At 55.7% G+C, this 21,428-nt stretch carries 23 protein-coding genes; 10 read left to right on the top strand and 13 right to left on the bottom strand.

What is annotated here, in order from left to right; genetic code table 11:
• Positions 1–50: 50 nt before the first annotated feature.
• On the top strand, positions 51–1,214 hold the full coding sequence (locus AC5Q5A_RS18105; RefSeq protein ID WP_493896132.1) for a hypothetical protein: 1,164 nt from the start codon (positions 51–53) through the stop codon (positions 1,212–1,214).
• An 81-nt stretch (positions 1,215–1,295) separates the two neighbouring features.
• On the opposite strand, the gene AC5Q5A_RS18100 is transcribed toward AC5Q5A_RS18105, so the two are convergent.
• From AC5Q5A_RS18100 to AC5Q5A_RS18085, 4 genes are all read right to left on the bottom strand, one after another.
• Positions 1,296–3,707: a TonB-dependent siderophore receptor gene (locus AC5Q5A_RS18100; protein ID WP_493896131.1), complete on the bottom strand. Its 2,412-nt coding sequence runs from the start codon at positions 3,705–3,707 to the stop codon at positions 1,296–1,298.
• A 225-nt stretch (positions 3,708–3,932) separates the two neighbouring features.
• Complete coding sequence (locus AC5Q5A_RS18095) at positions 3,933–5,033, bottom strand: FecR family protein (protein WP_493896130.1); 1,101 nt, start codon at positions 5,031–5,033, stop codon at positions 3,933–3,935.
• A 4-nt stretch (positions 5,034–5,037) separates the two neighbouring features.
• Positions 5,038–5,175, bottom strand: coding sequence for a hypothetical protein (locus tag AC5Q5A_RS18090; protein WP_493896129.1), 138 nt, complete (start codon positions 5,173–5,175; stop codon positions 5,038–5,040).
• Positions 5,172–5,699, bottom strand: a complete 528-nt coding sequence (locus tag AC5Q5A_RS18085; RefSeq protein ID WP_232308341.1) for a sigma-70 family RNA polymerase sigma factor — start codon at positions 5,697–5,699, stop codon at positions 5,172–5,174. Before AC5Q5A_RS18085 ends, AC5Q5A_RS18090 begins: the two co-directional genes overlap by 4 nt.
• Positions 5,700–5,936: 237 nt before the next feature.
• On the opposite strand from AC5Q5A_RS18085, the gene AC5Q5A_RS18080 reads away from it, so the two are divergent.
• On the top strand, positions 5,937–6,323 hold the full coding sequence (locus AC5Q5A_RS18080) for a c-type cytochrome (protein ID WP_064781830.1): 387 nt from the start codon (positions 5,937–5,939) through the stop codon (positions 6,321–6,323).
• An 80-nt stretch (positions 6,324–6,403) separates the two neighbouring features.
• On the opposite strand, the gene AC5Q5A_RS18075 is transcribed toward AC5Q5A_RS18080, so the two are convergent.
• Complete coding sequence (locus AC5Q5A_RS18075) at positions 6,404–7,327, bottom strand: arylamine N-acetyltransferase family protein (protein WP_493896128.1); 924 nt, start codon at positions 7,325–7,327, stop codon at positions 6,404–6,406.
• Positions 7,328–7,725: 398 nt separating this feature from the next.
• On the opposite strand from AC5Q5A_RS18075, the gene AC5Q5A_RS18070 reads away from it, so the two are divergent.
• The gene (locus AC5Q5A_RS18070; protein WP_493896127.1) at positions 7,726–8,580 is read left to right on the top strand and encodes a D-amino-acid transaminase; all 855 of its coding nucleotides are present in this window, start codon (positions 7,726–7,728) and stop codon (positions 8,578–8,580) included.
• Between the two features lie 108 nt (positions 8,581–8,688).
• On the opposite strand, the gene AC5Q5A_RS18065 is transcribed toward AC5Q5A_RS18070, so the two are convergent.
• Positions 8,689–9,537 (bottom strand): SDR family oxidoreductase, encoded by an 849-nt coding sequence (locus AC5Q5A_RS18065; RefSeq protein ID WP_493896126.1) that lies wholly within the window; start codon positions 9,535–9,537, stop codon positions 8,689–8,691.
• A 96-nt stretch (positions 9,538–9,633) separates the two neighbouring features.
• On the opposite strand from AC5Q5A_RS18065, the gene AC5Q5A_RS18060 reads away from it, so the two are divergent.
• Together AC5Q5A_RS18060 and AC5Q5A_RS18055 are read left to right on the top strand one after the other, a co-directional pair.
• Positions 9,634–10,572, top strand: coding sequence for a LysR family transcriptional regulator (locus AC5Q5A_RS18060; RefSeq protein ID WP_493896125.1), 939 nt, complete (start codon positions 9,634–9,636; stop codon positions 10,570–10,572).
• Positions 10,573–10,618: 46 nt separating this feature from the next.
• Complete coding sequence (locus AC5Q5A_RS18055) at positions 10,619–11,500, top strand: DMT family transporter (RefSeq protein ID WP_493896124.1); 882 nt, start codon at positions 10,619–10,621, stop codon at positions 11,498–11,500.
• Here the strand turns inward: AC5Q5A_RS18055 and AC5Q5A_RS18050 are convergent.
• Genes AC5Q5A_RS18050 through AC5Q5A_RS18035 form a run of 4 tightly spaced genes read right to left on the bottom strand, consistent with a single transcriptional unit; the run spans position 11,497 to position 14,862 of the window.
• Positions 11,497–11,955: a pyridoxamine 5'-phosphate oxidase family protein gene (locus AC5Q5A_RS18050; protein ID WP_493896123.1), complete on the bottom strand. Its 459-nt coding sequence runs from the start codon at positions 11,953–11,955 to the stop codon at positions 11,497–11,499. The two genes, AC5Q5A_RS18055 and AC5Q5A_RS18050, sit on opposite strands and share 4 nt — an antisense overlap.
• Entirely contained in the window at positions 11,942–12,829 is an 888-nt protein-coding gene (locus AC5Q5A_RS18045; protein ID WP_493896185.1) for a DUF4238 domain-containing protein, read from the bottom strand. The genes AC5Q5A_RS18050 and AC5Q5A_RS18045 overlap by 14 nt, the downstream gene beginning before the upstream one ends.
• Positions 12,823–13,707 (bottom strand): TIGR01459 family HAD-type hydrolase, encoded by an 885-nt coding sequence (locus AC5Q5A_RS18040; protein ID WP_008890190.1) that lies wholly within the window; start codon positions 13,705–13,707, stop codon positions 12,823–12,825. The genes AC5Q5A_RS18045 and AC5Q5A_RS18040 overlap by 7 nt, the downstream gene beginning before the upstream one ends.
• 18 nt (positions 13,708–13,725) lie before the next feature.
• Positions 13,726–14,862 (bottom strand): quinone-dependent dihydroorotate dehydrogenase, encoded by a 1,137-nt coding sequence (locus AC5Q5A_RS18035; protein ID WP_064781826.1) that lies wholly within the window; start codon positions 14,860–14,862, stop codon positions 13,726–13,728.
• Between the two features lie 251 nt (positions 14,863–15,113).
• On the opposite strand from AC5Q5A_RS18035, the gene AC5Q5A_RS18030 reads away from it, so the two are divergent.
• Positions 15,114–16,226: an NADH:flavin oxidoreductase gene (locus AC5Q5A_RS18030; protein WP_493896122.1), complete on the top strand. Its 1,113-nt coding sequence runs from the start codon at positions 15,114–15,116 to the stop codon at positions 16,224–16,226.
• Between the two features lie 88 nt (positions 16,227–16,314).
• Here the strand turns inward: AC5Q5A_RS18030 and AC5Q5A_RS18025 are convergent, their stop codons facing one another.
• Positions 16,315–16,899 carry an exopolysaccharide biosynthesis protein gene (locus AC5Q5A_RS18025; RefSeq protein WP_493896121.1) on the bottom strand — a complete coding sequence of 195 codons (585 nt, stop codon included), beginning with the start codon at positions 16,897–16,899 and terminating at the stop codon, positions 16,315–16,317.
• Between the two features lie 127 nt (positions 16,900–17,026).
• Here AC5Q5A_RS18025 and AC5Q5A_RS18020 point away from each other — a divergent pair, with 127 nt between their 5' ends.
• Positions 17,027–17,263, top strand: a complete 237-nt coding sequence (locus AC5Q5A_RS18020) for a DUF1413 domain-containing protein (protein WP_493896120.1) — start codon at positions 17,027–17,029, stop codon at positions 17,261–17,263.
• Positions 17,264–17,294: 31 nt separating this feature from the next.
• Here the strand turns inward: AC5Q5A_RS18020 and AC5Q5A_RS18015 are convergent, their stop codons facing one another.
• Both AC5Q5A_RS18015 and AC5Q5A_RS18010 read right to left on the bottom strand, forming a co-directional pair.
• A complete protein-coding gene (locus AC5Q5A_RS18015) occupies positions 17,295–17,654 on the bottom strand; it encodes a DUF952 domain-containing protein (protein ID WP_064781822.1) in 360 nt (119 codons plus the stop codon).
• A gap of 37 nt (positions 17,655–17,691) precedes the next feature.
• On the bottom strand, positions 17,692–18,609 hold the full coding sequence (locus AC5Q5A_RS18010; RefSeq protein WP_493896119.1) for a LysR family transcriptional regulator: 918 nt from the start codon (positions 18,607–18,609) through the stop codon (positions 17,692–17,694).
• Between the two features lie 73 nt (positions 18,610–18,682).
• On the opposite strand from AC5Q5A_RS18010, the gene AC5Q5A_RS18005 reads away from it, so the two are divergent.
• From AC5Q5A_RS18005 to AC5Q5A_RS17995, 3 genes are all read left to right on the top strand, one after another.
• The gene (locus AC5Q5A_RS18005; RefSeq protein ID WP_493896118.1) at positions 18,683–19,594 is read left to right on the top strand and encodes a PhzF family phenazine biosynthesis protein; all 912 of its coding nucleotides are present in this window, start codon (positions 18,683–18,685) and stop codon (positions 19,592–19,594) included.
• Between the two features lie 187 nt (positions 19,595–19,781).
• Positions 19,782–20,042 (top strand): helix-turn-helix domain-containing protein, encoded by a 261-nt coding sequence (locus AC5Q5A_RS18000; protein ID WP_493896117.1) that lies wholly within the window; start codon positions 19,782–19,784, stop codon positions 20,040–20,042.
• Entirely contained in the window at positions 20,039–21,355 is a 1,317-nt protein-coding gene (locus tag AC5Q5A_RS17995; protein WP_493896116.1) for a type II toxin-antitoxin system HipA family toxin, read from the top strand. The genes AC5Q5A_RS18000 and AC5Q5A_RS17995 overlap by 4 nt, the downstream gene beginning before the upstream one ends.
• Positions 21,356–21,428: the final 73 nt, after the last annotated feature.

Genomic DNA, 21,428 nt, shown 5'->3' with positions numbered 1-21,428 from the left:
TACCAACAGAGGGCGTATTTCCCCCTTCTGGCAAGCAAAAGGATCCCGTGATGCAGTTGCGAAAGGCACTTACCGGCTTTGGCGTTCTGGCTATTTCGATTGCCGGCCTGACCACCCGTGCCGACGCTATTTCCGTTGAAGATGCCCGGACGGCCGTTGATGCGATCCTGATGCAATCCGGTATTTCCGCGACCGAGGTCGATGCCCGCCCCATCGACGGCGATGCGGTCGAACTGGTGTATGACGCGGTTTCCCTTGATCTCAGCGGCTATTCCAGCCCGCGCCAGCTGGCTATGGATGACGTTCTGGTTACGGTGCGCGATACCGATAGCGCCAATCAGGTTGATCTTGATGTCAAACTGCCCGAGCAGGCCAAAATGCTGGCCGAGGCAACCACGGATCAACGTGATCTGACGCTGCGCAATGCCGGGGGCTATCTGCGCTGGGATACCGCACGCAATGTGCCGGTTACCTTTGACGGCTTTGCCGATTTTCTCGTCGGGGACGAGCCGGTTTCACGCAAGCACTGGCTGATCAATGGTCTGATCATTCAATGGCTGCCGGAAATGGCCAAGATCGCCTGGCAGGCGGCCGAATGGACGGGCCCCAACCGCGAAAAGCGTGGTTCGATCAAATCGGCCAACTTCACGCTTTATCCTGATAAAGACGGCGCAACCCACCTTGATTATTCCCATGACGGTTTGTGGCTGCCAAGCCTGATCCAGCCGCGCACGGTGCGGGTCAAAAGCAGCAGTACCGGTCTGCCATGGTCTGACGCACAGCCCATTATCGAAAAGGGTTTCCACGATATCCTGACCGGCACCGCCCCGCGCTTTGCCCGCCGCCAGATTGGCGATGCGCTGTGGAAAAAGGCCGCCCAGAACGGCGCCCCGGTCAAGGTTGACGAGTTCTATATTGAATCCCGTGGGCTTGAGGCGCTGGGTTCTGGCGAATTCCTTGCGCAAGCTGCGGCACGCTATGGCTTCACCGGTGATTTTGATTTCAGACTTCTGGGTCAGGAAAAGCTGGTCGATCTTTTGGGAACGCCAGACAACCCGACCATCCTTGGCGCGCTTGTGCCCTTTGCCGTGAACGGCCTTGCCGCCGGACGCCCGGGCCCACAAGGCACGACAGAATATGATGGGCAACTGCTGCCCGATGGGCGGGTTGTCGTCAACGGCCTGACGGTCTTTCGTACAGCCGATGGCAGCTAGACCCGAATAAACCGCGCTGACAAAAACAAAGCGGCCGCCCACCATTGAGACGGGCGGCCGTTTCTTTAAGTCGTTATGGGTTTACCAGCTGTATTTCAGGGTCGCCAGAACGGTACGACCTTCACCGTAATAACGACTGCCGAATGTGTTTGAAGAAACATATTCCCGATCAAGCAGGTTGGTGGCGTTCACGGACAGACTGACGTAATCTGTCACGGCATAGTTTATGGCTGCATCAAACACGCTGTTTGACGGCAGGGTTTCGGTATTGCCGTCATTGCGCTGACGTTCACCGACAAAACGTACACCACTGCCAAGGGTCAAATCGCCAAGCGCGCCCTGCCCCGGAATAGTGTAGTCAAGCCAAGCTGAAGCCTGATGCTCGGGCACGTTTGCCGGGCGGTTGCCAATATTTGCCGCCGTCAAGTCATCCTTGATTTCGGCATCAAGGTAGGTATAGGCCAGCGTCATGTTCGTCTGCTCACCCAGCGACATTTTACCTTCAAGCTCAAGCCCGCGGGAATTGATTTCGCCGATCTGGTGGTAGGTTCTGGTCACGGAATTGTACTGCGAAACGTTTTCCTGCGTCAGATCAAATACTGCAGCTGTAAACAGTGCATCGATTGCTTCGGGCTGGTACTTCACACCGATTTCGTACTGCGTGCCTTCCTGCGGTTTCACCCCATCCGGACGCGACGCCAGACTGGAATAAACCGGTTGGTAGGATTCCGAATAGTTCCCATAGACCGATACTTCGTTGGTCGCCTTATAGGTCAGACCAAAACGCGATGTGAATTTGTGATCATCACGTTTGTCGGTCGTACCACTGCTGATCGTGTCAGTGTCGCTTTGAACATAATCGAAACGCCCGCCAACGGTTGCGATCCAGTCGTCGGCAATCGTCAACTGTTCCTGCGCATAAAGGCCATAGGCCGCCTGGGTAATTTCGGTATCTGAGGTGAAATCGATATCGATGCACGACATCCCGCAATAGGATGGATTATACGGATCAATCGGACTTGCCGTACCGTCAAAGCGTCGTTCACGGTTCTGATCGCGGCTATAGTCTAGCCCGACAAGCGTCTTGCTGTCGAATATGTCACTGATCGCGGTGTCATATTGGATCTGGTTATCAATGGCAAAACGGTCAAGCTCGCCGTAAATCGCAAAGGCCCAACGGTCACCAAGCGGGGTAGTATCGTTGAGATAAACCGTCTCGTATGTCAGATCGACATGGGTGTAGCGCGCATTCTGACGAAACTCGAGCTTATCATTGATCTGGTGCGACAGCTCGTAACCGATGTTGGTTTCTTCAGTGTCGAAATTGTTGAAATCCGGCTCCCCAAAGAACGCATCACGGCTAGTTTCAATTCCAGCCGGAAAGCCATAACCAAGGCCGCTTTCCCGGTCGCTGTAGCTTGTCAGGATGGTCAGCTTGGTATCCGCATTGGGGGCATAGGTAAAGGCCGGTGCGACGTATATACGGTCATCCTGCGAATAGTCCTGCCCGCGCTCGGCATCCTGCCACAAAGCAGTCAGGCGATAGGACCAGTTGCTGTTTTCGCCAACCGGACCCGTCACATCGCCCGCGCCGCGCAGATGATTTTCACCAAAGGTGGTCAGAACTTCGCCGCTGGCTTCGTCCTGCGGGCGCTTGGTTGTCATATTGACCAAACCGCCCGGGCCATTCATGCCAAACAGGCTGGATGTCGAGCCCTTAAGCACGTCAACTTGCTGCAAGCCATAGGTCTCCGGCCGACTGGTGATAAAATTGTATACACGCGAAGACAATCCATCGCGATAGGTGCCAAGGTTGGTCTGACTAAAGCCACGAACACGCACATAATCATATCGATAGTCAGAACCATATTCAGCAGCCTGAACGCCCGCCGTGTAGGAAACCGCTTGCTGGATGTCCTGAACGTTACGGGTTTCCATTTCTTTCTGCGTCACCACCGAAACCGCCGATGAATCATCCAAAATGGGCGTATCGGTTTTCGAAGCTGTCCGCGAGCGCACGGCAACAAAGCTATCGGTGATGGCCTTGGTCGGATCAGATGCCTCTGCCGCATTGGCCTCGACCCGGAGCGTTTCAAGAACTTCTTCGCCGGCACTGCTGGTGACGGCTTCGATCACAACCGTGCCATCGCTGGTCACGTCGTAATCAAGCCCCGACCCGCGCAGAAGCGCCTCAAGGGCTGTGCTTGCACGCATCGTGCCATTGATTGTCGGCGCATCAATTCCGCGTGCCAGCGCACCATCGACCGTGACCTGCACGCCGGCCTGCACACCAAACTGGGCCAAGGCACTGGTCAGTGACTGGGCCGGAATATCAAATGTGTGCTCGGCATTGATCCCGCCCGCACTGACCTGTGCATTTGCGTCAGGTGCAAACAACACGACCGGCGCCAAGGCGGTTGTCATCATCAAGGCACTGGCTATTACCACAACACGACCACGTTTTTGCAGTCGAGCTGCACCCCCATTCTTCATTTTCTTCTATCTCCGTTTCATGTCCTATGCCTGAAACAAATTGAGAATGCAAACGCTTCTCAATTTCGTATAAAAGACAAAACGGATGCCGGTTCTGTTTTTTCAAAAATTTTTATGGGAAATCATCAGGATGGTTCCAAACCCGCAAAATTCTGCGGATTTGAAAGGCATTATTTTTTCTGGCAAGTGAGAATAAACGAGGCCAAAATCCAGCCCCCACCGCCATCAGGACTTTGAGACAACCAGAACCCACGGGGTGATTTCACGCACCGTTGCCTTTTGCGCCCGCGCCATGCCGCGCAAGGCCGACACCGGATCATCAAGGCGATAGACCCCGGTGACCGTCTGGGCGGCCAGGACCTCATCGGTGATCAGGATGGTGCCATTGAAATAGCGCCGAAGCTGATCAACAACGTCGGATAACGGTTGATCCTGTGCGATCAGCTGGTTCTTGCGCCAGGCCCCGATCTGGCTTGTCGGCGAGGGATGACGGGTCACCGTGCCATCCTGCCCGACCCGGACATTCTGCCCGGCTTCAAGAATTTCAAAAACCGCCGGAACATTGGCGGCATTTTCGACCTGCACCCGCCCGTGTTCCACGCCAACCGTCGAAACAGCATTGCCTTCGGAAACATCAAACCCGGTGCCAAGCACCGTGACCGTCACCTGATCGGCCCCAACGCGAAACGGCTTTTGCGGATCCGGAGTGACGTCAAAAAACGCCTCGCCATCAAGCAATTCGACAAAGCGTGTTGACCCGTCAAAATGCACCGTAATCGCACTTTCCGGCGCAAGGGTCACCGTGCTGTTATCAGAAAGCGTAATGGTGCGCATCTCACCTGTTGCGGTCACATGATCGGCCTGCATATGGGTTGCGATATCCGGCCCGATGATGGCGGCCAAAAGCGATGCGGCCACCGCCAACCCGCCAAGCCCGATCCCGCGCCAGGACATATTGCCGCGCTTTTGAAACCGGGTTTGCGCCGAGATGACCTTGCCCTCGGCAACAGCCTTTTCGTAATCAATATTCACTAGCGCCGCGACCGCGTCATTCTGTTGACCGTCGGCACCGCCTTCATGCTTGCCCGCGCGACGCGCCTCAAGAAACTGCTGCCAGTCTGCCTTGCCAGACGGTTCGGCCGTCGCCATCAGATCGGCGGTCTTTTGCGTGGCGTTCCAGGCATCAAGATGGGCGGGGTCCTCGGCACACCAGTCGGCAAACTGCGCTTGCAGTTCCGGGTTTTCCGGATCTTCCTGCAGGCGGATCAACCATTCGGTCGCGGCCTTGCCCGCCTGTTTTTGAACTGGATCGGTTATCTCTGCCATCACCCTATTGCGCCCCCGTTGCACCACCTGGTGCGATCAGGGCGATATAGCCGATATCACGCAACGCGTCACCATCTGTGCGGGTTATGGCGCAAATTTCTGCACAGTCAGACTGTTTGATCGGGCAATGAATGATCCTCATGGCCAACCGCCCAACCGTTCACGGCAATGATCAATGCCCTCGGATACAAGCTTATGAGCAAGCGGCACGGAAATATCGAGATAGTCGGCAATCTCGCGCAGTTTCGCCCCACCAACCCGATGCATTTCACACGCTATGCGCGTGCGTTCGGGCAGTTCGGAAAGGGCTTGCATCAAAATTGCGTATTCATCCTTGTACACCGCAACCGTTTCCGGGTCCGGGCTGTCTGATGCGCGCGTTTGCACGGCAACGTCATAATCAGATGCACCGGTTAGGCTGCTTTCACGGGCAATCTGGCGTTTGCTATCAAGGGCCAGATTGCGCACGATCCGGTAAAGGTAGCCGGTGGTATCATCCAAAAACCGCCCCTTGGTCGCCGCATCAAACCGCAACCATGCTTCCTGCACCAGATCTTCGGCCTGCACGCGGCTGCCGATGATGCTGCTGGCATAGTTCACAAGTGCGGATCGTTGGCGCATGAACAGTGCCAATGACGTCACATTTGATGTCGCGTTTGAAGCCAATCAGAATGTCCTTTGCACAATGCGGGCAGGTCCCGTGCCCGCATGGGATGACACGCTTAGCGCAAATGATACTGATTATCAACAGCAATCAAACACCCTATCCATCAGATGATGATCTGGTTCAAGGTTGTCTGGACAACGCCAAACACCCACAGGGTGTGCTTTAGGAAATTCGTTACCTTGACTTGCTATACAGGCGATTAGAACACATTCAAAATCGCCATCAGGGAGCCCGCCATGCAGAAAACCAGCCTTGTCATCCTGTTGACCGGTGTTGTGGCCTTGGGCATGTGGGGGATCAGCGATTACATGGCGCACAAGGGCGAGGCCTATGGCGATGTCGAACGTGGGCAATCGATTGCCGAGCAGACCTGCCTGCGCTGTCACACCAAATTCGAAGGCGATCCCCTGCCCGATCCGAACGTCACCACCGCCCCGGCCCTTGCCAGTTTCGGGCAACGCTGGCCGCTCGAAAACCTTGAAGAAGCCCTGGCCGAAGGCATCACGGTATCGCATGACAACATGACCATGCCGGAATTTTCCTTCACCTCGCAAAGCATCGCCGATCTGCTGAGCTATATGGAAAGCCTGACAAACGAAGCCAACGCGAAGGCCGGCAAATAAGCCGTTTGAAGGCAATTAGGGCGGGGAGCAAAACTCCCCGCCCTTGATCATTCGCAGCCCGATAAACACCGCACAATCGTTTATCCGTGACTGTGATTGACCAATCTGGCAAAGGCACCGCGCCAGGCCGGGTCCGGCTCGATGCCAAAGATGTCTTTAAGCGTCTGCGGAATATCCCCAACACTGAGCGTATGTTGCTCTTCCTCGCCAGTCACCAGCCGGATGGTCAGGCGGTTATTAAGCAGGGTAAAGCGCGCAAACGGGGCAGATCTGGCGACCATCAGGGTCTTGCAAAACCCGCTTCCGGGGTGATCGGATGCGTACCAGTTCATGACCTCGTAATCGATATCCGAAACCGGCGCGATATCGATCTCGTGCACCGCCTTCCACACGCCATCACGTTCCAGTTCAATCCGATAACTGTGCGCCCCCTTGGTCACGCGATAGGTGTCATGCGGGGTTGCTTGTGGCGTTTCGATATCAAGCAATAGCGGCCCGGTTGGCACACAGCCGCCCAACCCAACATCGGCCAGCCAGGCTTCGCCATCGATCATCACCCGGTTGGCCATGTGGCAGCGCGGCCGGGGCATATCATTCGGACCATAACCCCATAACACCCGCCCGGCCAGACCTTCGACCTCAAAGCCAAGGCTGCGCAAAACCCGGCGAAACAGGCCGTTTTGCTCAAAACAATAGCCACCCCGCCCGTCATGGATCAGCTTTTGATCGACGCGCTCGGGATCGATGCTGATCGGGGTGTCATTAAACACATCAATCGCTTCGAACGGGATGGTTGCCGGATGCATCGCATGCAGGGTTTGCAAAACTTCCAGTGTCGCTTCGCGCGGACCGTCATAGCCGATCCGGGCAAAATATGCATCGAGATCCACTTCCTGCCTCGGGCGTTTGATCGGGGTGGCCCAACTGGCATTGATCCGGCTTTGCAAAGCGTCATGGTCCGTTGCGACCGGGGCGTTATGGGTGACGGGCTGGTGGCTATTCATCACAAGGCTCCATTCCTTTGACGATGTCTTTTCATCATCGTTTGATCTCATGAAGCAGGACGATAAAACCTCAACCTATGTTACGGTCAAACGCAAAAAATCGGAAAATTTTAAATCGAATAATCTGCGAATAATATCGGAAATCACGGCCCCATTCACAGCATTCACCCCATGTTCACGGCCCATTCAAGCAACAATTCACCTTTTACACGCACGATATAGAGCTTTTGCGCGACAGATTGCGTCCCCCTGTGATATTTGAGACTCTAAAGAGCGGAGAAACCGAACAAGCCAATGATCGCGATGGCACTGGCCGTGCGCGAACGGGTCTTTGGAAACGTCGCTTATCCATCCATGACGGATCGCAACAGATCCGTTTGCCAGACAGGGAAGTAACCATGCGCACTGTTTATGTGAACGGCGAGTTTTTGCCGGAAACCGAAGCAAAGATTTCGATTTTTGACCGATCCTTCCTGTTCGCCGACGGCGTGTATGAAGTGACCTCGGTACTTGATGGCAAGCTGATTGACTTTAATGGTCACATGAAGCGCCTCGAACGCTCGCTTGCCGAGCTCAAATTCCAATTCAAACCCGATATCGATCAGCTTCTCGAAGCCCACCGCGAACTGGTGAAGCTTAACAACATCACCGAAGGCCTGATCTACCTGCAGGTATCGCGTGGTTCGGCCGGTGATCGTGATTTCGCGATCGACCCGCAAACCCCACCGACCATCGTGATGTTCACACAAAGCAAATCACTGATCAAATCAGCCCTTGCCGAACGCGGCCAGAAGATCGTCACCTTCCCCGACATCCGCTGGCGCCGGTCTGACATCAAGACCACCCAGCTGCTTTATGCGTCGCTTCTCAAAACCGATGCAGCCGCCAAGGGCAAGGACGATGCCTGGATGGTGCTGGATGGCTACGTCACCGAAGGATCAAGCAACAACGCCTATATCGTCACCAAGGACGGCACGATCGTCACCCGTGAACTGTCGACCGACATCCTGCACGGCATCACCCGTGCCGCGGTTCTGAAATGCGCCGAAGAGCTTCAGCTCAAGGTCGAAGAACGCCACTTCACCATCGAAGAAGCTCAGAACGCCGCCGAAGCCTTTTCGACCTCGGCCTCGGCCTTTGTCTGCCCGGTTGTCGAAATTGACGACAAACCGATTGGCGATGGTGTTCCGGGCCCGGTCGCCAAGCGCCTGCGCGAGATTTATATCGACGCCAACCGCAAAATGGCGATCTGATCGGCTGCCAATACATCCATATGATCGTCTCCTCAAAGCCGATCAAACTGCGAAACGCCGCCCACTTTCGGGCGGCGTTTTTGCGTTGGGTATCTGCGGGAAAAGATCCTACATCGCGGCAAGTTCTTCTTCGGTAAAGTCGGCGGAAATGGTGATGTCTTTTCCGGCCTCAAGCTTTGCCAGCCTTTCGGTCAGTGCGGCATGAACGCCGTCATAGGCATCTGATCCCAGCAACAAACGAAACGGCATTTTCGGTGCATCTGCCGCCGCAATCATCGCATTTATCATGCGATCAGGATCGCCCTTGATCACCCAGCCACCGCCAAAGGCGGCTTCCTTGAGGTCATGCGCCGGGGTGCCGTCATAATCACTGATCGGTTCCGGCTGAATGATGGAGCCGATAAACGCAGTGCGCGACGGACCGGGTTCGACCAGCATGAATTCAATGTCAAATGGCGCGACTTCCTTGGCCAGCGATTCAACAAAGCCCTCGATGCCCCATTTGGTCGCGTGATACAGGCTAAAGCCCGGATAGGCGATCTGACCGCCTTCGGACGATACCTGAATGACGCGACCCGATCCTTGCCCACGCAGATGCGGCAAAGCGGCCTTGATCACAACAATTGATCCCAGAAGGTTGGTATCAATAATCTGGCGCATCTGATCAATGCTGGTTTCTTCGGCCGCCCCGAGGATGCCAAAGCCGGCATTACTGACGATGAAATCAATCCGTCCAAAATCGGCAAAGGCCTTGTCAACGGTCGCCTGCACCGCATCAGGTTCGCTTACATCAAGATAAGCGACACTGAGCCGTTCGCCATATTGCGCAACCAGATCGTCAAGCGACCCTGTGCGTCGCACGGTTGCGATCACGCGATCACCGCGCGCCAATACCTTTTCCGCCAGCCCGCGACCAAACCCCGACGATGCACCGGTAATCAACCATGTCTTGTCCATGTCAGCTCCTTTCTGTCTTGCTCTGAACATGGGGGGACTATAAAAACCAATGATTGATGCGATAATCCCGCTTAATTCGGATGGGTTAGTGAAAATATGCCAGCAATCAATCAGCCAACCTTAAACGACATGCGGTTCTTCATCGCCGTTGCCGAACATTGCAGTTTCCGCAAGGCGGCGGATGCGCTGGGTGTTGCGCCCTCCACCCTGAGCCACGCGTTGCGCAACATGGAAAGCAATCTTGATATCCGTCTGTTTCATCGCACCACACGCAGTGTTTCGCTGACCGAGGCGGGCGAACAGCTTTTGGACCGGTTGCGCCCGGCACTGACAAACCTTGAAGAAGCCATGGGCACGGTCGACAGCTTTCGCACTGGTGGGACGTCAGGCACGGTGCGCATCAACACATCCGATGGGGCCGCGCGCCTTTTGACCCGTCATGTTGTGCCGGAAATGCGCAAACGATATCCGGATGTGGCGATTGATCTGGTGACCGAAGGACGGCTTGTCGATATCGTCGCCGGTGGTTTTGATGCCGGGGCACGATTGGGCGAAACGGTGCCGCTTGATATGGTGGCGGTGCGCTTTGGCCCGCCATTTCGCTTTGTCGCGGTTGCGTCACCAGATTATTTCAAAACCCGTCCACGTCCCGTCGTACCCGATGATTTGCACAGCCATGACTGCATCCGCCATCGCTTTCCCAGTGGCAAGATCTATCACTGGGATTTCGAAAAGCAGGGACAGGAAATCTCGATTGATGTGTCCGGCCCGCTGACCCTTGATCGTCATGATCTGATGGTCGATGCCGCCCGTCAGGGGCTTGGCATTGCTTACGTTTCAGAGATTTATGCCGCGCGTGCCATCGCCAATGGTGATCTTGTCACCGTGCTCGATGACTGGTTACCCGAAATTCCGGGGCTTTTCCTGTATTACCCGGATCACCGACGCGTGCCCCCACCCTTACGCGCCTTTATTGATGTGATGAAATCCCTCGACCCTGCGTTGCGAACCGGATATCTGGAAAGGGATATCTGATTTTTAAAAATGATAAAAACCGGACCAAAACGCGGGGACAGGGGCGATGACGTCCAGCAACACATCACGCCAGAACAACCTTGCCGGCATCATGACGATGTGTGGCGGGGTGGCAGCGCTGTGTATCAATGATGCGCTGGCCAAAAGCCTGATGGATCATTATTCCCCGATCCAGATCATTTTCCTGCGCAACATCATCGCCCTTCCCTTTGCCTTTTTGGTTGCGCTCAAAATGGGCGGCTCTCGCAGTTTGCGTTCAAGCCGGGTTCACGTACATTTCATGCGTGGTGTCGTCTGGATTGCCGCCACCGTGATGTTCTTTACCAGCATCCATCATCTTGGCTTAGCCGAGGCAACGGCACTCGCCTTTGTCGCCCCTTTATTCATCACCGCCCTTTCGGCGATTTTCATTGCCCGGGTCGGCTGGCGGCGCTGGCTTGCGGTCAGTGTCGGTTTTCTGGGGGTTCTGGTGATTGTCCGACCCGGTGCCGCAACGTTTGAGCTGATATCGCTCTTGCCGATTGCGACTGCATTTACCTATGCGATCCTGATGCTGAGCGCGCGTTTTGTCGATACGCGCGAAAGCATGTGGACATTGTTGCTCTATCTCAGTCTGACCAGCGCAATCCTGACCAGCATGCCGGTGATCTTTGTCTGGAGCCCGGTCCGGGCAGAGGACATCTGGCTGTTTCTGGCGATTGCGCTCTGTGGCTCGCTCGGCATGGCCATGATCACCCAGGCCTTCCGCTTTGCCGAGGCCCCGACGGTGGCCCCCTTTGACTACACAGCCCTCATCTGGGCAACCGCGCTTGGCTGGATGTTCTGGGGTGAAACGCCCGATGTTCTGACCTTTGTCGGAGCGGCAATCATTACCGCAAGCGGCCTGTTCGTCATCTTCCGCGAAAGCAAGGTGGCGGCAGAAAGCTAGTCGCACGGCTTCACGCCATAGGTCCGCATCGCACTTTCGCGCATGTCGGCCTCATGCACGTCCTTTTTGAACCGGTAACTCGGGGCAAGGATTTCATTGGCCTTGGTGACCGTGACATCAAACAGGGTCGCCACCCGGAAGGCGTTACCAGCCATGTCCTGCAGGATGGCTTGGCGTTCTTCAAACCCGGCATCACCCCTGCGCATCAGTGTCGCTTCACCATAAAGCTGCCAGCCGCGTTGTGAAAACACATCAACGAAACTGACGCAAACCTGCGGATTACGCGCGATATTCTGAACCGATTGCGGGGAGGCAATATTGGCGATGATGATGCGATCATCCCCAAAGCAGGCAAAGATTTCCTTGGGGCTAACCGACGGCCCGGCATCGGAACTTGTCGCCAGCCAGCAGAGGACCGAACGACTGGCATAGTCGCGGATGTCATCGGTCAGCATTTTGGTCCCGTTTCTCAAAGAGTTTCTTTAACCACCCGTGCTCCGTCCAACTTGTTCCAAAAACATATTGGTCACGGTTGCCTACGCTACTGATGTTCGCTTTCCTTAAAAGCTCGCCGGGTTTTTGGCTCATAAGCAAGTGAAAAAGGCGCTTGCTCGGAGCCAGCAGCAATAGCTGGCCGGGACAAAGAGGCATTGCCCAAAAGCTATTTTCGTTACCAGAAGCTCCGTGTCGAATAAGTGGCCTATCAGACAAAACCAACCTGAGATTTCCTGAGAATTTCTTTATGCCCCAATGGCTATTCATAGCCGCAGGAAAACCTCTAGAGTCTTCTGTTAAATACTCCACGACAGTTTGAACCGTCTCGCCCTCAATAGACCCAAGGTTTTTTTCATAGAACTGAGCTGGCGTTTCGTTGGTGTCAATTCTGGTAAGAGCATCCTTTATCTCAGAATCGCCATCTAGTTGCCGCTTAATATCAGCAACGCCGCTTGTCCTAATTTGGGCTAACACTTCTGGCCGACGAGCTTCCAGAGAAAGCAGGAATTTTGCGTACTCTTCTTTCTGCTTAAGGCTTATTGCATCGACGCCATCGGATAGCAGCTTGCGATGTGCGCTTGCCCCAAGCCGGTCGATCTCTTCGAAACGGATGCGCTCCAAATAGTCAGGCCCATCAGGGTGATCTGGCAATGTCAAAAGATCAGGCTGATAACAGTAACCTGACGGCCCTAAATTCGCCTTTAGAGCCACTTCTGACTTATAAGGGTTCCAAGAATAAGCCAATAACACTTCATCGCCAGATTCTTTTGCAAACGACCAATTTCGGAGCAAGAACTCTGGAACAAAATGATGGTTCCTCCGATACCCTACCAGCAGAAATCCCCCATAGCATAGGTGATGTGACGGCCCGTGGCGGCCAGAAGGGCATCAAGCTTTTCGCGTTCCGGCAGCGTACCGCGCGGGGCGTCGAGTTCTTCGGCGTGGATGCCACCGGTTACCAGCACGACGTCAAGACCGGCATTGTTTGATCCGGCAATGTCGGTCGAAATGCTGTCGCCGACGACCAGAAGTTTCGCATCCGGACCCTTGTCAAACATCTGCAGGCAGAAGTCATACGCACTTGCCAGTGGCTTGCCTTCCCAGCGGACATTGCCGCCGAGTTCCTCATACCGCCCGGCAATGGCGCCGGCACAAATGATGCGTTTGCCACCGCGGATCACTTCGCGGTCCGGGTTGGGACACAGCACCGGCAGGTCGCGGGCCTTAAGCGCATGCAAAAGGTCTTCGTATTTCGACACCGGATCATGATCCTCGTTCGGGCCGGTGATCAGAACCCAGTCGGCATCATCGACCTCGGTAACAATCTCGACATCCTGATTTTCAAACATCGACATATCGCGCACCGGCCCCACCATCAGGACCTTGCGCCCCAGCTTGGCGTACCAGGGATCAGAGCGCGCGACGAGCTGGGCATAGGCAACCTCGCCCGATGCCACCGCCGGGCCATACAGATCACGCGATATGCCCATATCTTCCATCCGGCCAACCACGACCGAGGAACGCCTGGGCGCGTTGGACAGAAGGGCGACCGGAATGCCGGCTTCCTTAAGGGCGGTCATCGCGGCGATCGAGCTTGGATAGGGTGTCACCCCGTCATGCACCACGCCCCACAGATCAAGGATCACGGCATCATATTTGCCAATCACCTCGGACAGGCCATTGATCATTTCATAGGGGGCGGTCTTGCTCATGCCGTCCGGATCCTTGTGTTACTTCTTGTTTGATTTGGCAGCAACAGCTGCCTTGGCAGAACGGGCTTCATCGACCGGAATACCCTTGCCCGAAATTTCCGGGAAGGCGGCACCAACTGCATCCGACACATTGGCAAAGCCATCCTTGCGCAGCCGCCGTGCAAGGTCTTCCTTGATCTCGGTGACAAGCTCCACACCGTGATAGACCAGCGAGGAATAAAGCTGCACCAGCGATGCACCATTGAGGATCTTCTCGTAGGCATCCTTGCCCGATGCAATCCCGCCAACCCCGATCAGGGGCACCTTGCCCTCGGTCAGACGATAGAAATCGGCCAGAACCTTGGTCGAGGGTTCCATCAAAGGCGGGCCGGAAAGACCGCCCTTTTCATCCTGATCATAGGAATTAAGCCCGACCGGCCGGTCAATCGTGGTGTTTGAAACGATCATGCCATCAAGTTTGACCTTGGTGACCACGGCCGCGATGTCGGATTTGTCTTCCTCGGTCAAATCCGGGGCGACCTTCAACAACACCGGCACGCCCTTGGCAAAGCTATTGCGCGCCTTGATGACGGCCTTCAAAAGCTTTTCAAGCGGTGCGCGGCCCTGCAAAGCGCGCAGGCCCGGCGTATTGGGCGAGGATACATTGACCACCAGATAATCGGCATAGGGGCCAAGTGCTTCGACCCCCTTGGCGTAATCATCGGCCGCGTCTTCGGAATATTTGTTCTTGCCAAGGTTGGCGCCAAGAACCCCGCGACGCGCACGTTTGCGCAGGCGTGCGGCCACCAATTCGGCCCCGTCGTTATTGAACCCCATGCGGTTGATCACCGCCCGGTCGGAATAAAGCCGGAAAAGACGGGGTTTCGGGTTGCCCGGTTGCGGCAAAGGCGTGACAGAGCCGATTTCAACAAAACCAAACCCGTGTGACAGCATCTGGTTAGGGACTTCGGCATTTTTATCAAAGCCCGCGGCAAGCCCGACCGGATTGGCAAATTTGCGCCCGAACACTTCGGTTTCCAGCATCGGGGTCGCGTCAGTCGCGTCATCCGCACGCGGCACCAGATTGTTTTTCAGCGCCCAGATCGCCAGACCATGCGCGGTCTCGGCATCAATCCAGCGGACAATCGGCAAAACCAGTGACTTATACCACCCCACGCGAGACGCTCCGTGCTTGAAAGGACATGCCCTTTTCTTACGCGGCTGGCGGGGTTAGGGCAAGGATCAATGGCATTCAGTGGCACCATGCGGCCGGTTATTTTCTTATGATCGCTCGATCAACGAACTCAGGCGCTGTACTGCATAAAAACATGCACCGATGTTTTTATCGCGTGGCCACAGATTGACAGCCGCCATTTCCGGAATATCTAGGAGCGACCAAAACAGAAATTCCGATCAAAGGATATCCAATGTCAAAACCCGACATTCTCTTCACACCTTTCAAGCTGAAAACGCTCGATCTTCCCAACCGTATCGTCATGGCCCCGATGACGCGCAACAAGGCGCCTGATGGCATTCCGGGTGCGGCTAATGCCGATTATTACAGCAAGCGCGCCGCAGGCGGTGTTGGCCTGATCCTGTCAGAAGGCACCGTGGTTGATCGCCCGGCATCGCGTAACCTTCCGCACATTCCGCTTTTCCATGGCGAAGCTGCCATGGCCGGATGGAAGGCGGTTGCCGATGCCGTGCATGCAGCCGGTGGCAAGATGGGTCCGCAGATCTGGCATACCGGATCAACCAGAACGCCGGACGCCTGGGAACCGGACGCACCGGTCGAAAGCCCGTCGGGTCTGGTCGGCCCGGATGATCCGCGCGGCAACACCATGACGGAATCTGACATTGCCGATACGATCGCCGCCTTTGCCAAGGCCGCGCTCGATGCCAAGAATGCCGGTTTTGATACCTTTGAAATTCATGGCGCGCACGGCTATCTGATTGATCAGTTCTTCTGGCCCGGCACCAATCTGCGCACCGATCGTTTTGGCGGCAAGACGATCAAGGAGCGTTCGACCTTTGCCCGCGAAGTGGTGACCGCCATGCGCGCTGCTGTTGGCCCGGACTTCCCGATCATCCTGCGTGTCAGCCAATGGAAACAGCAGGACTTTACCGCCCGCCTTGCTTATACGCCTGATGAAATGACCGATTGGCTCGGCCCGCTGGTTGAGGCCGGGGTGGATATCATCCACGCATCGCAACGTCGTTTCTGGGAACCGGAATTCCCCGAGATTGATGGCGAAAAGGGCCTGAACTTTGCCGGTTGGGCGAAGAAACTGACCGGTGCGCCGACAATTTCGGTCGGCTCTGTCGGCCTGTCATCCGACTTTATCGGTGCGTTCTCTGGCGAAGCATCGGAAAAGGCCAGCCTTGATGAGCTGATCAATCGCATGGAAAAGGGCGAGTTTGACCTGATCGCGGTTGGCCGCGCGCTTCTGAGCGACGCCCAGTGGGCCAACAAGGTCAAAAGCGGCGCCTATGATCAGTTGGAAGACTTCAACGCCTCTGCCCTGGCAGAACTCGCCTAAGTTAACGCCGATCACAAACACAAGAAAACAGCCCGCCGAACCATCGGCGGGCTGTTTGCATATCGGGCCGCTTCATCAGCTAAATGCCTCAGACGATCTGAAACATCAAAATCACGGTGCCCAGCGTCATGGCAATGGCGGCGAGCATCAAAAGCCCGTCACTGACCAAAATCGCCAAGCCAAAGGCAGCAATGGCGCTCATTGGCGCAATAGCGGCAAAGGGGACAAGTTCAAACATCGGCATACCAAGCGACAAGACCAGGCACATCAGCGCCGCGATCCGCACGGCAACCCCGCTGATCAGGCTTTCAAACCGCCCACCAAACCAGCGATCCATCCGCTTGGCGACCGGATCGATCTTTTCCAGCCCGGCACGAACCTTGTCACCCCCAATTTCCCGCGCTGCCAAGACGTCGGGCAGCCATAAGTGCCTGCGTCCGATGATGATTTGCAGGGAAAACACGGCAACGAGTGCGGCCAGAAAGGTCGGCGCAAAGGGAATACCGCCAATCGGCGACACACCAATCAGGGCCGGCACCAAAAGAAACGGCCCCTGACTGCGTTGTCCAAGCTCGGCCACGATATCGCCGACCGAAACATGGCGGTCGCCTTCTGCGCGCTTGCCAATCCGCGCAACGATATCCTCGACCTTTGCATTCTTCGGCGCCGTCATGGCCGGGCCTTTCGGCTATGGATCTGAATGGTATGCATGAAACCACAACGCCTGACGGGCGCGCTTGTTTCCGACCAATTTGCGTCAGAACAATGCAGACAGGTCGCACCTGTGCTGAGATCGCCCCATGACACAGCTTGATCTCGATAAACTGAAGAAAACCCTTGCCGCGCGAAGCCCCGGCCCGTTTCATTTCCATGAAATCTATGGGCAGGGCTGGGACACGCTTTATATCGGCGACAAGGTCAAACTCGGCCATTCATTCTTGAATGCGGTGCGCGCCGGGAAGCTCCCCGGCGTGGTTGATACCGGCACCAAGAAGGGCGGCGGGCGATTATATCTTTGGAAACCGCACGGGATTTAAATCCGGCGCGTTGAGGCGGGGCTGGCGCAGATTAGCGCAGATCTTCAGGAAGGATATGAACACCGTTTTCATCAAGGCGAATTTCATCGACCTTGGTCACGTGCTCCACGGACAGAACATCATACAAATGCGGGAACAGGGTGCCACCACGGGCCGGTTCCCATTTGATTTTCGCGGCAATCGGCGCGACCGGCACCCGCAACAATTTCAAATGATCGCGCCCGGCATAATGCAGCGCAAGCGTTGCGGCCAGCGTATCCTGGGTCGAGAAATGGATAAAGCCATCGGCAATATCGTGCGGCGCACCGTCATATTGTCCGGCACTGAGCGCTTCCGCCCATTCATCCGAACCCAATACGCGATAGATCATGTCATCAGTTGTATTTGTCATGGCGGGAATTTAGGCAGACACAACCCAAACGGCAAGCCTATTTCATCTGATCCTTCAGCCAGCCCAAAAGCTTCGCATACCGTTCCGTCTTGGCAAATTCCGGACTGCAAACCAACCAATAGGCAGATTTCATGGGAACCGCCGGACCAACCGCCTCAAGGAACCCTTGCGCGATATCGCCTTCGATCAGAAGCGTTCGGCCAAGCCCGATGCCCATGCCATTGATTGCGGCCTGCAACACCAGATCAGCACGATCAAAGGCCAATGCCCTGAAATCCGCATCAAGGTTGACCCCGGCCTTCGCACAATAATAGCCCCAACTGAAATCGGTGCCATCACGCTCCCCCACGGCATCCTTGAGCAAGGTGACATCAGGATCGCCAAGAACATCTTCAAGCCCCCTTCCCCCGGCGACATAGCCCGGACGGGCGACCGGCACGATCGCGGCCTTTTTAAGCAAGCTGGAATGCAAACCGGGATACGGCCCAACGCCAAAGCGGATGGCGGCATCCATCGTGCCAGTGCTGAAATCCACCGGCCGGTCATTGACATCCAAGGCAATCTCAAGCCCGGCTTCTTGGGCGCTTGCCAGATTGGGCAACACCCATTTCATCGCAAGTGCGGATGCCACCGACAGGCACACCGTGCCGCTCGTTCTGAATTTCTCCAGCCGGTCAAACGCCCCATCCCAGACACCCACCGTTTCAAGCGCGGCCGCACACAGCACCCGGCCATATTCGGTTGGCGTGATCTGGCGCGTGGTGCGCTCAAACAGCGCAAAGCCAAGCGCCTCTTCAAGCTGTGTAATGCGGTGACTGACCGCCGATTGATGCACACCCAGCTTTTCGGCCGCCTTGCTGAAACTGTGTTCACGCGCAATCGCGGCCAACACCGGGGCCAGGGGGCTCACCCGCGCAATCAGATCCGACCGCGACATTTCATGAGATTTCTTCATCTATATATGAGTCCAGAATCCCTGTGAGATTTATTAAAACAGCTTCAACAGAGATTTTAGCAGGAATATAGTCATGAGTACATCTCAACAAAACACCCACACCGTCCCGGTGCAGATCGTCAATGCCTTTGTCAAAAACGGAACGGGCGGCAACCCGGCCGGTGTCGTGCTCGATGCCGATCAATACAGCGACGCGCAAAAGCTGTTGATCGCCCAAAAAGTCGGGCTTTCCGAAACTGCCTTTGTCTCGAAATCCGAGACCTGCGGCGTCAAGCTTGATTTCTTTACCCCGACCAAACGCATCGCCCATTGCGGCCATGCGACCATCGCAACCTTTTCCTACCTCGCCGCACTGGAACGCTTTGGCGATGGCGAGACGTCGAAGGAAACCGTCGATGGCCCGCGCAAGATCATCCTTGATCACGGCATGGCCTATATGGAGCAGCTGGCCCCGACCTACAACCCGGCCACCAACTGGACGGATCACGGTGTCACACTGTGTGATGTGCTGAAATCGCTTGCGATCACGTCTGATGATCTTGATGACCGCGCCCGCCCGGTGCTGGTCAATACCGGCAATAACTTCATCGTCGTTACCGTGAAAGATCAGGCGACGCTCGCCAACATCACGCCAGATCAGGACGCCATCAACGCGATTAGCGAGAAACTGGACCTGATCGGCTATTACATCTTCACCACTGAAACCAATGATGCGGGCATTGACGCCACCACCCGCATGTTCGCCCCGCGCTATGGCATCGAGGAAGAAGCCGCCACCGGCATGGCCGCCGGCCCGCTGGCCTGCGTGCTCCACGACCTGCTGGACATGAAAAAGGACACCTTCCTGATCGCCCAGGGCGAATTCATGACTGAGCCGTCCCCCAGCCAGATCAAGGTTACGCTGGAGCTCAAAGACAGCCGCATCACCGGCCTTCTCGCAGGTGGTCAGGGCAAGGTGATGAAGAACCTTGAGATTGCGCTGTAAGCACGGAGTGGTGTCAGGACCAGAGTTTGGCGCTTCTGTAAATTCGCAGGAGCGCCATATTTTACCCATAAGTAAAATCTTGCTAAAAATCGGACCACAATCACCGAATTTTACTTACAGGTAAACTTCACTTTACATTTACAGCAAAACCCCCTAAATTTACCCATAGGTAAACTTGGAGGATGCCGTGCACATCACCCGCATGGACCAGCTTGGCCCGGAAATCCGCAAGGCCCGCAAGGCGCTTGGCCTGTCGCAGACCGATCTGGCGCTTGCCACGGGCTTGAGCGTCAAGTTCCTCAGCCAACTTGAAACCGGCAAGGCCGACAATCCAGGCTTTGCCAATATTCTGGATATCACCCGTGCCCTTGGCGGCCAGGTGATGCTGGACTGGTCGGATATGGCATCCGAACCCGATCCCGACCAAACGGACGGAGACCGGGCATGACCAAAACCCTTCTGGTCCTTGCCAATGGCCGCGATCGGGTTGGCGTTTTGCGCGCCGATGCACGCGGCTATATGTCATTTGAATATGACCCGGAATGGCTTGCAAGCCCTGCGGCCTATCCGGTTTCGCAAAGCATTCCGCTTCGGGACGGTGCGTTTGACCATCAGGCCATTGAACCATTCTTTGACGGGCTTTTACCCGATAAAAAGGATGTCCGCCGCCAGATCGCAGCATTGTTTGATGTCGCCCCGACGGACGAGTTTGGCATTCTGGAACATATCGGGCGCGATTGCGCCGGGGCCTTGATGCTGATCCATCCCGATCAGGCAAAAAGCCCACAGCAATCCGATGCCCGTCTTTCGGCGATCTCGACCGATGATCTTGCCAACCGCATTGCCGAGCTGCCCCAAAGACCGCTTTTCATCGAAGAGGATGAAGTTGTCCTGTCGCTGGCCGGGGTGAATGACAAGGCCGCGGTTTATATCGATCCAGCCACACAGGAAATCTCCCTGCCGTTTGGCGGCTATCCAAGTACCCATATCCTTAAAGTTGATATTGAACGCCTGCCGGACTCTACCCGGACCGAGCATTTCTGCATGAAGCTTGCGCGCAAGATCGGCCTTGATGCCGCGCACACCAAAATCCGCCTGTTTAACGATCGCCCTGTCCTGTTCGTCACCCGCTTTGATCGCGCCTATGCCCAGACATCAAACGGCGTCCGCGTTACCCGCCTGCATCAGGAAGATTTCTGTCAGGCACTTGGGGCGAACCCGGATGTCAAATATGAACGTCAGGGCGGGCCGGACCTTGCCGCGATGTTTGCACTCACCAAACAGGCATCCACCATCCCGGCGCGCGATATCCCCAAGCTGCTTGGGTTTGTGATTTTCAATTTCCTGATCGGCAACCCGGATGCGCACGCCAAGAACTATTCCCTGATCTATCGGCAACGCCCGACAAATGCCAATGCGACAAATGTCCACACCGCGGTCAGTCCGCTCTATGACGTCAACAATGGTGCGGCGTTTCGCGATTGCCTCAAAAGCCAGCGCCCCCGCCTCGCCCAATCCATTGGCGGCTGCTTTGACCCGACCGAACTGGACTGGTCACATTGGGCATCCCAGGCCCGCATGATCGGCAGCTCCCCCACCGCACTTCGCAAAACCCTTCTCACCATGGCCACCAAACTGCAAGACGCCATCAACCCCTTGCGTGATGAACTGCGCGACACGGATGCCGATAGCCCAAGGCTTGATCTGATCGTTGACGATGTCGTCAAACGGTGTGACGCTTGGCTAAAAAAAAATATTTGAAAATATGATAGAAATATTGACGTTGAGCAAAACTTCAAAACGAACTCAACATTCAAAATATTATATATGCATA

The sequence above is a fragment of the Thalassospira sp. CA1 genome (assembly GCF_059052855.1).
The sequence above is the reverse complement of the archived record's forward strand: the minus strand, read 5'-3'. Positions and strand labels throughout refer to the sequence as shown.